10 protein-coding genes and 1 pseudogene are annotated in these 13,160 nt (G+C 71.3%); 5 read left to right on the plus strand and 6 right to left on the minus strand.

Annotated features, from left to right (window positions below; genetic code table 11):
- Positions 1–172: 172 nt before the first annotated feature.
- Positions 173–1,039, minus strand: a complete 867-nt coding sequence (locus tag BIV57_RS14755; protein ID WP_071657265.1) for a phytanoyl-CoA dioxygenase family protein — start codon at positions 1,037–1,039, stop codon at positions 173–175.
- Positions 1,040–1,239: 200 nt separating this feature from the next.
- On the opposite strand from BIV57_RS14755, the gene BIV57_RS14760 reads away from it, so the two are divergent.
- From BIV57_RS14760 to BIV57_RS14770, 3 genes are all read left to right on the plus strand, one after another.
- Positions 1,240–1,941 carry a helix-turn-helix transcriptional regulator gene (locus BIV57_RS14760; RefSeq protein WP_245797676.1) on the plus strand — a complete coding sequence of 234 codons (702 nt, stop codon included), beginning with the start codon at positions 1,240–1,242 and terminating at the stop codon, positions 1,939–1,941.
- Between the two features lie 552 nt (positions 1,942–2,493).
- On the plus strand, positions 2,494–3,585 hold the full coding sequence (locus BIV57_RS14765; RefSeq protein ID WP_079170340.1) for a PP2C family protein-serine/threonine phosphatase: 1,092 nt from the start codon (positions 2,494–2,496) through the stop codon (positions 3,583–3,585).
- Between the two features lie 906 nt (positions 3,586–4,491).
- Positions 4,492–5,547, plus strand: coding sequence for a TIGR00341 family protein (locus tag BIV57_RS14770; protein ID WP_071657267.1), 1,056 nt, complete (start codon positions 4,492–4,494; stop codon positions 5,545–5,547).
- Between the two features lie 331 nt (positions 5,548–5,878).
- Here BIV57_RS14770 and BIV57_RS14775 read toward each other — a convergent pair whose 3' ends face one another.
- The 5 genes from BIV57_RS14775 to BIV57_RS14795 form a co-directional block, all read right to left on the minus strand.
- Positions 5,879–6,169 carry a hypothetical protein gene (locus BIV57_RS14775; protein ID WP_071657268.1) on the minus strand — a complete coding sequence of 97 codons (291 nt, stop codon included), beginning with the start codon at positions 6,167–6,169 and terminating at the stop codon, positions 5,879–5,881.
- A gap of 53 nt (positions 6,170–6,222) precedes the next feature.
- Entirely contained in the window at positions 6,223–6,477 is a 255-nt protein-coding gene (locus BIV57_RS14780) for an SHOCT domain-containing protein (RefSeq protein ID WP_071657269.1), read from the minus strand.
- Between the two features lie 51 nt (positions 6,478–6,528).
- Positions 6,529–6,996, minus strand: a complete 468-nt coding sequence (locus BIV57_RS14785) for a DUF6325 family protein (RefSeq protein ID WP_245797678.1) — start codon at positions 6,994–6,996, stop codon at positions 6,529–6,531.
- Positions 6,989–7,405, minus strand: coding sequence for an SHOCT domain-containing protein (locus BIV57_RS14790; protein ID WP_071657270.1), 417 nt, complete (start codon positions 7,403–7,405; stop codon positions 6,989–6,991). The genes BIV57_RS14785 and BIV57_RS14790 overlap by 8 nt, the downstream gene beginning before the upstream one ends.
- A 146-nt stretch (positions 7,406–7,551) precedes the next feature.
- Complete coding sequence (locus BIV57_RS14795; protein WP_071657271.1) at positions 7,552–8,847, minus strand: hypothetical protein; 1,296 nt, start codon at positions 8,845–8,847, stop codon at positions 7,552–7,554.
- 419 nt (positions 8,848–9,266) lie between these two features.
- On the opposite strand from BIV57_RS14795, the gene BIV57_RS26090 reads away from it, so the two are divergent.
- Together BIV57_RS26090 and BIV57_RS14805 are read left to right on the plus strand one after the other, a co-directional pair.
- Positions 9,267–9,488: a SpoIIE family protein phosphatase gene (locus BIV57_RS26090; RefSeq protein ID WP_419185714.1), complete on the plus strand. Its 222-nt coding sequence runs from the start codon at positions 9,267–9,269 to the stop codon at positions 9,486–9,488.
- A gap of 422 nt (positions 9,489–9,910) precedes the next feature.
- Positions 9,911–13,160: pseudogene (locus tag BIV57_RS14805) on the plus strand (DUF11 domain-containing protein); the annotation flags it as partial.

Genomic DNA, 13,160 nt, shown 5'->3' on the forward strand with positions numbered 1-13,160 from the left:
CACCGAGGATCCCTCCGAGGAATCCACGGCGCGAGGAACGGTGTACGGACAGCTCGTACGAGGAGGCGTCAGCCATGGCTGCTCCAAGCCGGGAGGGTGGCGGGGAGCCACTACGATCCCCGTTCCTCCGCGCGGCCGACAATGGATCAACTTCACCATCGGTGGTGGGAATTCACCTGTTCCAGGCGGCGGCTTCGGTGCGCTCGGCCAGCCAGTCGGCCAGGGTGGCCACCCTCTCGGGGTGGGCGTTGCTGCGGGCCAGGAAGCCGGCGCCGTGCCCGGGCATGGGGTCCTGGTCGGTGGGCTGGTAGCGCAGGTCGACGCTCCAGCGGACGTGGTCGGAGTTGTTCGGGGTGGAGCTGTGCACCAGGCGGTCGTTGAACAGGATCGCCGATCCGGCGGGCACCGGGAGGGCGATGGCCCGGTCGGTGCCGAGTCCGCGCAGGTGCTCCTCGTCCAGCTCCAGGAAACCGGTTCCGGTGTAGGTGTCGTGGTGGAAGCCCATCACCCGGGTGCGTTGGGTGCGGGGCAGCACATGGAGGCAGCCGTTGGCCAAGGTGGCGTCGACGAACGGGATCCACACGGTGATCACCGGGTTGGAGTTGGCGTCCGGCCAGTAGGACTTGTCCTGGTGCCAGGGCACGGCCCCGGCGGCGATCCGCGGGACCTTGGGGCGGACGTTGTAGACCGGGTTGGCGAAGATCTCCGGCCCGATGAGGCTCTCGACCGCGTCGAGGATCGCGGGGGTGCTCATTAGGGTGTAGTAGCCCGGGATCCGGTCGCGCCAGCTGCGGCCGTAGGCGAGGAAGTCCTCGGCCGTCAGGCCGTCGAACAGGCGCGCCAGCCGGGTCGGGAACGGCGCGCTGGCGAGCGCGTCGTCGATCTTTCCTGCGGCCAGCAGCTCCTCGGCGATCTGGTCGACCTTGGCGGTGAGGGCCTGGCGGGCGGGCCGCATCGCCGCTTCGTCGAGTAGGTCGGGCAGCACCAGGAAGCCGTCGCGCTCGTAGGCGGTGATCTGCTCGTTCGACAGGTGGGCCATGGCAGGACTCCTAAAGGCCACGGGAGGGGTGGGATGGCACCACCCTTCCGGGCCCGGGGCGCGGAGGACAATGGATCCTGATCACCTTCGGTGGTAGGAATTCACATGTGCGCTTCCCTGTCTGTCTGGCCGGCCCTCCCGAGGTGGTCCAGTACGGGCCCGCCCATCACGGGTTGGGGGGTGTGCGGGAGGAGGAGTATGTGCTGCCGGATCTGTGGGCCGTTCACTTCTACAGCTACCTGGGCGAGTTGAGCGTCGAGGGAGTGACGGTGCCGATCCGCCCCGGTTCGGTCAGCGCGATCCCTCCCGGCGCCCGCATGCGGTTCCGCTACCACGGCCCGTCCGAGCACTTCTACGCCCATCTGCGGCTTCCGGACGCCGCGGGCTCGCGGGAGCGACTGCGGCTGATGGACGATCTGGCCCGAGACGGCGGCGCGGTCCGCGGGTGCTTCCGGCGGCTCGCCGAGGCCTCACCGGATGCGCCGGGCCGCGTGCGGGCGGCCGTATGGGAGCTGCTGTGGCAGCTCGCCGATCGGGCCCGTGCCGGCGATTCCGGCGGCGGCCCGCCCGGGGCGGATCCGGTGGTCCTGGCGGCGGTGCGGCGCATCGAGCAAGGCCTGGCGGGGCCGTTGCGGGTTGCCGCGCTCGCCGACGCGCTGGGGGTCTCGCACAACCACCTCACGCGACGGTTCCAGGCCGAGCTGGGCTGCACGGTGGTGGAGCACGTGCGCCGGCGGCGAATGGCGCGGGCCGAGCATATGCTGCTCAACTCCACGCTGGCAGTGAAGTCGATCGCAATCCAGGTCGGCATCCCCGACCTCCAGGCCTTCAACAAGGCCTGCCGCCGGCACTTCGGGACAGGGCCCCGCGGGATACGCGGCGGCGATCGCCCGCCATTGTGAGCGAGGGCGGCCCCGGACCGAGACAGTCCGGGGCGGCACCGGTCCGCGCCCTACGGGGCAGGCGCAGGCGCGGCGCCTGCCTGCCCGTCAGCCGCACCCGTGTGCCGAACAGGATGCGCCGTGACTCGGATCGGAGCCGACACCTTGTGCGGAGGCGGAGCCGTCGACACGCCCCGTGTCGTCGCCGGTCCGTCCTGCCGGTCCCGGGAAGGCAGGTTGGGCCGGCGGCTCCGGAAGCGGCAAGGCTCTGGCGGAGATCCAGGGTTGGGGCCGTTCGGCGCGGGCACGGCCGTGTCCGCGCCGGAGTCCCGCCTCCGGCGTGCGCGACGGCCGCATCCCCTTTTCCGAACATCGGGTGAACGGAGTGTGCAGGAACTACGGAAGACGCAGCTGCCCGACACATGTGCAAGGCGCGGCCCGGGCTGCAATGTCCGCCATTCCAGGCAGCAAACCGTCATCTTCTATACTTAAAGGAATTTTCGATGCCCGGCCGCTCCCGGAGCTGTCCCGGATCGCGAGCCGGACCCGGGCACCTGGCGCGGAGGTCTTCGGATGCCCCAGCAGCACACTGCCGGGCGCTGCCGCGACCTCGGGCTGCCGATCCTGGTGATGGCCCTGGTGACGACGTTGGATCTGGCGGCGGGCAGCGACATGGGGCTGCTGCCGGTCTACGCCGCCGGCCCGGCCCTGGCCGCGGCGCGCAGCCCGGTCCGCACGGTGATCGCCCTGGGCGGCTTGGCGATCGCGCTGTGCCTGGTCTCGGCGACCGTGGACGGCCTGTTGGGGCACGTGCGCCTGTATGTCGCCCTGGTCGCGATCGCCCTGGTCACGGCTGGCGCCTGCTATGCCGCGATGCGGCGGCAGCGGGCCGAGCGGAAGCTGGTCGACGCCCGCGCCGTGGCCGATGCCCTGGAGGGCTTCCTCCTGCCGGTCCCGCCGCCCTGCATCGGGCCGCTGCGGATCGCGGCCTCCTACGTCTCGGCCGAGCGCGGCATGCGGGTCGGCGGCGACCTGTACGAGGCGGTGCCCGCGGGCGAGGGGGTCCGCGTGATCATCGCCGATGTCCAGGGCAAGGGACTGGCAGCGGTCCGGTCCGCCGGCACCGTACTGGCCGCCTTCCGCGAGTCCGCTCCCTACGCCCGGGACCTGGCCCAGGTGGGCGAGCGCATCGAAGACGCCCTGCAGCGCGCGGCCGGCGAGGAGCGGTTCGTCACCGCCGTCCTCGCCGAGATCCGCCCGGACGGCACCGTGCACCTGCTCAACCGCGGCCACCCCGCCCCCCTGCTGATGCGACGCCACGGCGACGTGGAACTCCTCGAGCCGGCCCGGCACGCGCTCCCCTTCGGCATGACCGCCCTGCTGGAGCCCCCCGGCGAGCGCGTGGCCGTCACCCGCTGCCGCCTGGCCCCCGGCGAGCGCCTGCTGCTGTACACCGACGGGCTGTCGGAGGCGCGCGACCGCGCCGGGCGCTTCTACCCGCTGCTGGAGCGCGCGGCCGGACCGCTGGCCGAGGCCGACCCCGCCCGCGCCCTGCAGCTCCTGCGCGGTGATGTGGCCCGGCACACCGGCGCCGGTCCCGCCGACGACTCGGCGTTGCTGGTGTTGGACTTCCTCGGGTCCTCGGCACACGGACTGGGCGGCTGAACCAGGCGCACAGGACCGGCGGGTGCGGATGCTCAATGGCCACCCGAACTGCAGGGGGGTCCTGCCTCCTGCCCGCAGCGTGGCGACTGGTGCGGCGCACACGGCAGCCACTTCTCCGGGCACCCTCGTCGAGATCACCGCTGATGAGAACCGGGCTGTCAATCACCACCCTCGCCACAACCTTCGGCTGAGCCGGGCATGCGGGCACCAATTACCTCGAGGGCGGAACTGCGCGAGATCCTTATGGCTCCCTTCGCCCCAATGGCCCGCAAGCCGCAACCGTCACCGTTGTGGCCCGGCGCCCACCGCGTGGCAAAGGAAACCGGCATTCCCGCCCAAGGCACCGTCGCCTCCGGGGCCAGCACGGACCGTGCCGACGCACCTATTACTGGGCCCGCGATCTCCCGCGGGTGGGGGCGACTGCGATTGCAGGCTTTCCCGCCTTCCTCCGACCGCAGCTCCCGCCGCCGGATCGGCGCAGCATCTGCTCCAGGGCATGCCCCGCGCCGCTGCCCGGCCGTCGCGCGGACCTTTGCTCCTCGTTCCCGGCTCTCCGAGAGCGGGGCGGTGGCGGGCCCACGTGCGGTGCTGCAGCCGGTGCGGCACTCCGTTCGGTGCGCCGGCATCGGGAACCGCTACGGCTGCTGACTCCTGGTCAGAAGTCCGTCATCGGAGACCACTCGTCCGGTCCCGACCTGATGGCTTCCTGGCCACCTCCGGGCGAGGCTGAAGGACAACGACCTCCGCAGCAGGGGGCCGATCCCCCAGGGAGCGCCGAATGCCCGTCAGTACAGGCGGCCCGGCGGCCGCGCCGAGAATCATCGCGGCCGACCGGGGAGCATCCGAGTCGACCGCGCGCGCCGGCCGCCCGGTCGCGGCCGGGACCGGCCCGTCGGCCACCGTCTCATGAGTGACGCTTCATCAGGCCGCCGGGTGGACGCGGCGGCGGCCCGCAGGATGGCCCAGGCGCTGTTCATCGAACGCTCCTGGCGCAGCCCCAGCTCCAGCCGGTTCTGGGTGCTGCTGGTGCTCGCCGCGGTCATCGCCACCTCCGGCGTGGTCAGCGACTCCACCGCCACCGTCATCGGCGCGATGATCGTCGCCCCGCTGATGACCCCCATCCTCGGCTCCGCCCTGGCCCTGGTGCTCGCCGACCGCCGCCGAGTGCTGCGCAGCGCCCTGCTGGTCCTGCTCGGCGCGCTGGCGGTGGTGGCCATCGGCGCCCTGGTCGGACTCATCGTCTCCCCGCCGGACGCCTTCGCCTCCAACAGCCAGGTCTCCTCACGCATCAGCCCTCGGCTGATCGACCTGATCGCGGCCCTGGCCACCGGAACCGTCGGCGCCTTCGCCCTGGTGCGCACCGACATCTCCGACACCCTGCCCGGAGTGGCCATCGCCATCTCCCTGGTGCCGCCGCTGGCGGTCACCGGGCTGCTGCTGACCGTGGGCCGCTACCACGACGCCGGCGAGTCGGCGCTGCTGTTCGCCACCAACGTCGCGGCGATCGTGGCCACCGGCACCCTCGTCTTCCTCGCCTACGACGTCCGCCGCGCCGCGCGCGCGGCCGGGATGCGCCTCGGCCGCTTCCGCGGCTGGACCCTGGCCGCCGTCGGGGCCGTGGTGCTGCTGATCGCCACCCCGCTCACCTTCGGCACCCTCTCGGTCGCCCGGGACCGCTCCCTGGCCGCCCGCGCCCAACCGGTCGCCGAGGCATGGGCCGCCCCGCACCGCTGGGAGATCGCCTCGGTGGACGCCCACAACGGCACCGTCGTCGTCGGCGTGCTCGGTCTGCCCCCGCAGCCGGCCCCCGCCGAGCTGCGCGTCGCCCTGGACCGGCACGGCATGGCCGGCGCGAACCTGCAGATCAACCTGGTCGGAGGCCGCACCCACTACTGCCCCGCCCACCGCGCGAGCTGCACCATCCAAAGCGGCACCATCTCCCTGACCGGCACCCAGGACTGACACCCCTTTCGTTCACGCACGCGCCGGGACCAGCGCATGGCATGTGCGCTCTGAATGTGCCTCTTTGAAGTTTTGGGGATCGGTCATTCACCTGACGGCCCGTCACGGCTACGGTCGTCACTCGAACCGGAAGCAGGACTTCGGCGGGTGCGCGGCCGCGCCCCCGCCGAGCGGTCCCCGGCCCTGATCCCCGCGGGGGGCCTTGCTGCGTCCGGGGGCCGCCGGCCCAGCCTGCCGTCCCGGGAATGGCAGGGTGGGCCGACGGCCCGGCCCGATCAACCGGGCCGGCGCCCGCATGAGGGGAGTGCGAGCTTCGCGAGCTGCCGCCGCCTCAGCGAGCGGCGCGGCCCGGTGCCGTGCGGCTGCCGGCGCTGTAGGAGCCGAGGTCGACGACGAGGCCGAGGATCACGAAGACCCAGCCCCAGGAGCCGACGCCGAGGACGGGGGAGTAGACCCAGACGTACATCAGGGTCGTCATGGGCAGGAAGATGATGCCCAGCAGGGGAACGATCAGGGAGTGGTGGAAGGCGATCGCGACCCGGTTGGTGAGCAGCCAGGTCAGCAGGAGCGCCAGCCGCGGGGAGAGTCCCGCGATGAGGGCGACGATGCATCCACAGCCCATGAAAGCCTCCGTGGCTCGCTGTTTGGTCCCGGCCGGAGGCCGCCGGCCGGCTGTCAGGCGAGGAGCTTGGCCTTGGCGGCGGCGAACTCCTCGGGCGTCAGCAACCCCTGCTGGGCCATCTCGGCCAGCCGGGCGAGGCGTTCGATCGTCGCAGGCACCTCCTCGGCGGCGGGCGCGGCGTGCAGATCCCAGATGGCAGTGTCCTGGCCGGCGAAGTCCGGCCCCCGCCGGACATCGCGTGTTGCGAATTGGCCGGGCGCAACGGCTCCGGCGCCCATCAGCATGCCGCGCAGCAGCGGTGCCCCCACGGGTCTGACGACGCGTCGGGCAGGCCGTCTGTGCTCCCGGAAGACCACCTCTCAGCCTTCCATTCCGGCCGCTGCGAGGGCTGCCCGGGCCTCGGCCACCCGATCCGGGGGGATGCGCACGGCGGCCGCGAGGTGGCCTCCACCCTCGCGGACCGCTCGGGCGGCCTTGACCGCCCAGCGGTGCTCGACCAGCGCCAGCAGCGCGCACCAGCCGGGCTCCAGCACATTCGCGCACTCCTGGGCGTCATCGGCGCCGATGAGGTTGACGACATCCGGGCCGGCCGTCACTTCGTGCAGGTCCGGGATGTGGGTGGCCTCGATGGCCTCGACGTCGCCGTACTCGTCCTTACGGACCACCAGGGTGTCGATGACCCGCAGTTGCCCGCCGAACTGCAGGGCAGCGACCTCCGCCATGGCCTGCCGGGTGGGATGGCCGCCCGGGAAGGCCAGGACGAGGAACTCGACCGGGCCCAGGGGCGCCTCCGTGCGGAGCGGCGTGGGGCCGGTCGAATCATGCAAGGATCTTGTCCTTGGCCTTCTGGAACTCCTCCTCGGACAGGGCCCCGGAGGAGCGCAGGTCGGCGAGGCGGGAGAGCTCGTCGGCATGCGAGCCGGAGCCGGAGGTCGAGCCGTCGGCGTCGGGGGAGGCGGCCGCGTCGCGGACGTACTTCTTGAAGGCGTCGTCCATCTTCTGCTGCTGCTTGACGTCCCGCTCGTGCATGGTGCGGCCGCGGGCGATCAGGTACGCCAGCACGCCGATGAAGGGCAGCAGGATGACGAGCACCGTCCAGCCGGCCTTGCCCCAGCCGCCGAGGTCCTCGCTGCGAAAAATGTCGGAGATGATCCGGATCAGCAGGAAGAGCCACAGGATCCAGATGAAGAGCTCGGCCATGGTCCAGAAGATGTTCAGCAGCGGATAGTTGGACATCCGGTCCTCCTTGCGGGCCTCCCGAACAAGAGGCGCTTATATGAGAGCAAATCAGACATGGTTGCCTTCTGCGACTCGGGGCGGAGACTCCGTCCGGGCGCCCGCAGGCCGTCTCGGGGAATGCGCCGATCCGGGCCGCTGCGGCCTCACCCCGCGGCGCGGTGCGCCGCCGAGTCCGCCCCGCCACCGGTCTCCGGCCGGGGGCGGTTGTCGAGGAACTCCACGACGGTGAGGAGGAAGAGCACCACCAGCACGATGCCGACCACCACCCAGCCCGTCGGGTAGGGCCACAGCACCAGCGCCAGCGCGCCGCCGGCCGGGACGATCCACATCAGCCAGCGCTTCCAGCGGTGCACGAAGGCGCCCACCGGGCCCAGCCTCATCCCCATGTTCCCGGCCGCGGCGCGGGTGGCGTCGATGCCGGACGACCACAGCCCGCGGGCCTGCCCGGCCCGCCTGCCGGGCCCGCTGATCCAGGTGCCCAGCGCCACCGCCGCGAAGAGCACCGCCACCGTGCGGACCGCGGTGCGAAGGAAGTGCACCAGCTGGTCGTAGACGGCGCCCGCGGCGGCCGACGAGACGCCGGCCGGGAGCTTGTCGAGGTAGATGGAGCGGCCGATGAGCAGCCCCAGGCCGAGCAGCAGCGCGCCCGCGGCGATCAGGATCGCGGCGGTGACCGCGGTGCGCCGCCGGCGCCGGGAGAGCCAGACGGCGACCGCGGCCAGCACCAGCACGACGGCGGCCAGCCAGGTGCCGAGGATCTGCAGGATGCGGTTGTAGGTGCGGGCCTTGGCCAGGCTCTTGCCGTCGGCGACCGCGATCTGGGTGTGCGGGGTGGGGATCTTGGCGGCGATCGTCATCCCGGAGGAGACCAGGCGCTGCTTCACCTGGTCGATCACCGGGCCGACGTCGATGACGACCTGGTTGTCCGCCAGCTGCACCGCCCCGCCGCCGGACCCGGTGAGCGCCTTGTCCAGCGCGGCGTGCGCGCGCCGGTTGGCGTTCCGCCAGAACGTCTGGAACCAGGAGCTGGCCACCACGGCGGCGGTCTGGTTCTCCACGAAGCTGTTGACCGCGCTGTTGATCGGGCCCTCCAGCCGTCCCAGGGCCGTCTCCAGCCGCGGCCGGTCGGCCGGCGCCACCTGCTGGAGGAGGGTGTTGACGTCCAACCGGTCGGTGACGGCGGTCGCCGCGCGCGCCGAGACGGCGGCCTGGACGTCGGAGTCGGCGGCGAGCGGGCCCATGGTGGCGACGAAGCGGTTGGTGTCGCCGATGAAGGCCGAGCTCCAGGAGGCGACCACGGCCAGCGGGGTGAGCACGAAGACCAGCACCATCAGCACCGCGACCAGTACCGAGCGCCAGCGCCGGCGCGGCCGGGACAGCTCGGCCACCCGTGCGCGCAGCCGCGCGATCTCGGCGGCCTGGGAGTCGTCGGTCGTCATGTCGTGCTCCGATCACGGGTCAAAACGTGGTGCAGCGGCGGCTCCTGGGCCAGCACCGCGCCGACGGTGAAAGCGCGAACGAGACACACGCGGCGCCTTCCGCAGCGCCGCCGTGTACCGGACAGCCGCCCACAGCGACCAACTGATGCCCAGTCAAAAAGCTCCCGAGAGGCTGCGCCACGGGTGCTCACCCGTTCAGGTGATGGCCGCCTGACGGCGCCTGGCTGCCCTCGGCGGAACGTCGAGGGACTCTCCCGATTCGGCGCTACGCAGTCACCGTTGACGGGTCCGCCTGCCGCGGCCCGCTGAGGGGCAAGGCCCATCTGCCCTTCCGCTCCGTTCGGCATGGCCGACCTGGTGAGCGGGCGCGAAGGCGCCCCACGCGTGTCCCGGTACTGCTCGGAGCCCGGCCAGGGGTCCTGTTCTACACGGACGGGATTACCGAGGCACGCGATCCACTCGGGGGCTTCTACCCTCTTCTCGATCGGGCCGGGGAGCTGCTGCCCGGTCCGGAGCCTGCCGAAGGACTGCACCGATTGGGCGAGGACATCGGCCGTCACACCCGGGCGGTGTCCGGCGACGATTCCGCATTGCTGCTGCTGGACTTCCTCGGGGCCTCGCCCATAAAGCCGGACACCTGAGGAAGGCGGCACGGCGAAGAGGGATGGGTGGAAGCCGCGGCGCACGGGAGATCAGGCGACTCCCACCCTCCTGCCCGCATTGTGGCAGCCCCTATGCAAGGCCGGTCGATTCCGTGGCGTGGTGTCTGGGTCCTTCACCCGGGTGGCGCGCCACAAGGGCACTCGGTGCCGCCCATCTGTCTGCGGCCGACTCCGATGGGTGCGTGCTTCAGCGAGCCGCTTGGGCCGGACCGGTGAATCCTTAGTCCAGGACAACGTTTCTGCGTGGCAATCACATAAGGGCTTTATCCGGATGCATAGCGTCGGACGGGTACCTGTCGAATTCGCCCGCCGACGCCCTCGCTTCCTCACGCGCGCCGTCGCGGCGGCGCACGTGAGGAAGTCGTCCATTGCGCAGGCGTAGACCTCCCATCATCCGCTACATGGCTGCCGCCGCGGCCACCTTCGGCCTGCTGTTCACCGCCCAGGCCGCCGGCCTGCCGGGGGCGGCCTCCGCGGCCGAGCCGCAGAGCGCCGTGAGCATCACCAAGACCAACAGCACCGGCGGCAAGCCGCTGCAGCCCGGCGACGACTTCATCTACACCCTGACCGGGCAGTGCTCCGGACTGACCGTGGACTGCGTGCACTTCACGGTCACCGACACCCTGCCGGCGGAGTTCGACGTCACCAGCCTGCCGAAGAGCGACAGCAGCCGGGACGTCAGCTACGACTCCTCGACGCGGCTGCTGACGGTCGTCTACAAGCAGCCCTTGCAGAACCCGGCGGGGGAGACCGGGCTGCGGGCCGGGCAGAGCGGCTCGATCGAGATCGGGATGCGGCTGCCGGCCGACACCCAGGAGAAGGACGGCACGGTCGTCCCCAACACGGCCGAGGTCAAGGCCGACAACGCGGACGCCAAGAAGTCCAGCACCGACGTCAGCATCAAGATCCCGCTGGTCGTCAAGCCGGTCGCCACCAAGAAGTGGGACGACGGTTCCGCGGTGGCCGGCAGCGGCGAGGAATCCACCATGACGCTGGGGGTGCGCAACAACTCCTCCTCCTCGGCGGACGTCACCCAGCTGTCGGTGTCCGACAACGACCCGGCGGTCTTCGAGGACTTCGACTACGAGTCCGCGACCGTGACGAAGTTCCCCGCGGGCGCCGACCAGGCGCATCTGGTGGTCACCACCGCCGACGGCGCCACCCACACCGGCGCCACCGTCTCCGCCCCCGCCCCGGTGGCGCTCCCGCTGCCGCGGGGAGTGGCCGCGGGCGACGTGACCGGCTTCGAGGTGGTCTTCACCAACAGCAGCGGCGATCCGCTGCCGTATGACGCCACCGGCGGCACGGTGGAGGTGAAGCTGAAGCTGCGCGACACCAAACGCTCGGACGGCTCGCCGCTGCGGCCCACCGACAAGCTGACGGTGAAGAACTGCGCCACCCCCACCGCGGTGGAGAAGACCAGCGGATCGGTGGACGGCGAGCAGGCCTGCGCCAGCTACGACATCCTCCCCGACATCCTCAACCTCAACGCCACCAAGGACTTCTTCCCCGACACCAACGGCGACTTTACCCACCAGAGCAGCGAGCACGCGGTGGTGGGGGAGAACTCCCCGGTCTCCGGGCTGATCGACGTCACCAACCAGTCGCCGTTCCCGGTCAAGACCATGACGATCACCGAGCCGGCGCCCGGCGAGGCCAGCGACTTCGACAAGATCGACGTGCAGAAGGTGCGGCTGCGCTTCCCCGAGGGCGCCACCAGCGCGAAGCTGACCGTCACCTACGCCGACGGCACCACCTCCACCACCGACTACACCGCCGACCAGTCGGGTCAGGTGGTGGACGTCGCCAAGGCCGGCACCACCGTCACCCGCATCACCGTGACCTACACCGGCGAGGACGCCGACGGCAACCCCACCATCAAGGAGGGCGCCGACGCCGGCCTGGACATCCACGGCACCCTGGTCGACGGGGTGACCGCAGGTCAGCTGACCAATTGCGCCCGGTTCGCGGGCGACGCCGGCCGCACCGACGGCAGCGGCACCGCGACCGGCCACGTCTGCCAGGACCTGACGGTGGAGGACCCGCACACCTCGGGCGAGGGAAGCAAGACCGTCGACCAGACCGATGTGCCGATCGGGCAGCCGATCCCCATGCATCTGAAGATCACCAACAACGGCAACACGCCGATGGTCAACCCGGTGGTCACCGACCCCACGGCGCAGGCCGACGGCACCCCGGACCCCAACAACAAGACCTTCGACTACCTGCAGATCGACTCCATCTCCATCGACCCGGCCAGCACACCGGCCACCATCGAGATCTGGGACCCGGACGCGAATAGCGGCAAGGGCGCCTGGGTGCCCTACAACGCGATGGACACCGACCAGCTGCACCGCGCCACGGGCATCCGGGTCGCCTACAACGGCGACCTGCCCCCCGAGGGCACCTTCACCATCAACGTGGTCACCGAGCGGCGCCCGGGCACTCCGGACGGCGTCTCGTTCCAAAACTGCTTCTCGCTGACGGCTCAGGGCTATCCGGGCAACGGGGAGACCTGCTCGGCCTCGCTGAACACCGGGCCGGCCGAGGACTCCGCGTCGATCAACAAGTCGATCAGCCCCGGTGAACTCCCGGAGTACGTGCCCGGCCTGCCCCGGCAGCACGCGGACGCCACCCTGTCCATCCGCAATACCGGCAACATGTCCGCCAAGCTCCTGCGGATGACCGACCAGGACAGCGACTTCTTCGACGCCGTCGACCTGGTGGCCATCAAGTCCAACCAGATGCCGGCCGGCGCCGACCGCGTCCAGATCGACGCCTACGTCGGCGGCAAGTGGGTCGACGGCACCCCGTCGGCCAGTGCCGCGCTCCCGGCCGGGGTGAACGCCGCGGACGTCACCGGCATCCGCGCCACCTACACCACCACCAGCACCTTCAACGACGGCTACAACCTCACCCCGTGCGCCGCCGACAGCTGCACCGGAAAGCTGGTGCTGGACGTCAGCCCGCGCCCGGCGCTGCGCAGCAGCGGCGGCCCGGTGCCCAGCCATCTGGAGGACACTCTCGGCGGCAGCTACCTGACCAAGCTGGAGACCGACGGGGTCCCCGCCGTCATCAAGCCGGTGAAGGCCACTCTGGATCTGGTCAAGGGCACCCCGCGGCTGGCGGTCAGCAAGACCCCCAACACCGTGCTCTCGCCCGGTGAGGACGCCCCCTTCTACCTGAAGGTGGAGAACAGCGGCACGGCCAACATCCCCAACCTGGTGGTCAAGGACGACCTCCCGCCGGGCATCGCCTTCAACAGCAGCTTCCAGGGCGACAACGGCCAGCCCTACAAGATCATCAACGAGAGCGTGCCGAGCGGCACCCCGGCCGTCCCCACCCCGGTCTTCACCCCGACCAACTCCGGCAGCCGGGTCTCCGGGCTCACCTGGGACTTCTCCAAGGACGACGCCGGCAAGGCCTGGGTGCTCGCCCCCGGCGCCACCTTCACCATCGAGATCCATGTGACGCTGGAACCCGGCATCAACGCAGGCGACGTGGTCACCAACACCATGGGCGCCACCTCCTCCGACCCCGACATGGTCTGCGAGGACACCGCCCACCAGCAGGTCGACGGCCCGATGTTCGGCGCCGGCAAGTACTGCACCTCCTCGGCGACGCTGACCGCCAAGTCCGGCGCGGCCTTCC

It is taken from the genome of Mangrovactinospora gilvigrisea, assembly GCF_001879105.1.
Classification (GTDB): Bacteria; Actinomycetota; Actinomycetes; order Streptomycetales; family Streptomycetaceae; genus Mangrovactinospora; species Mangrovactinospora gilvigrisea.

Excerpts from the sequence above, each read along its gene's own strand:
- BIV57_RS14765 (WP_079170340.1), top strand. The coding sequence starts at position 2,494 with ATGCCCCAGCAGCACACTGCCGGGCGCTGCCGCGACCTCGGGCTGCCG.
- BIV57_RS14795 (WP_071657271.1), bottom strand. The coding sequence starts at position 8,847 with ATGACGACCGACGACTCCCAGGCCGCCGAGATCGCGCGGCTGCGCGCA.
- BIV57_RS14755 (WP_071657265.1), bottom strand. The coding sequence starts at position 1,039 with ATGGCCCACCTGTCGAACGAGCAGATCACCGCCTACGAGCGCGACGGC.
- BIV57_RS14770 (WP_071657267.1), top strand. The coding sequence starts at position 4,492 with ATGAGTGACGCTTCATCAGGCCGCCGGGTGGACGCGGCGGCGGCCCGC.
- BIV57_RS14775 (WP_071657268.1), bottom strand. The coding sequence starts at position 6,169 with ATGGGCTGTGGATGCATCGTCGCCCTCATCGCGGGACTCTCCCCGCGG.
- BIV57_RS14790 (WP_071657270.1), bottom strand. The coding sequence starts at position 7,405 with ATGTCCAACTATCCGCTGCTGAACATCTTCTGGACCATGGCCGAGCTC.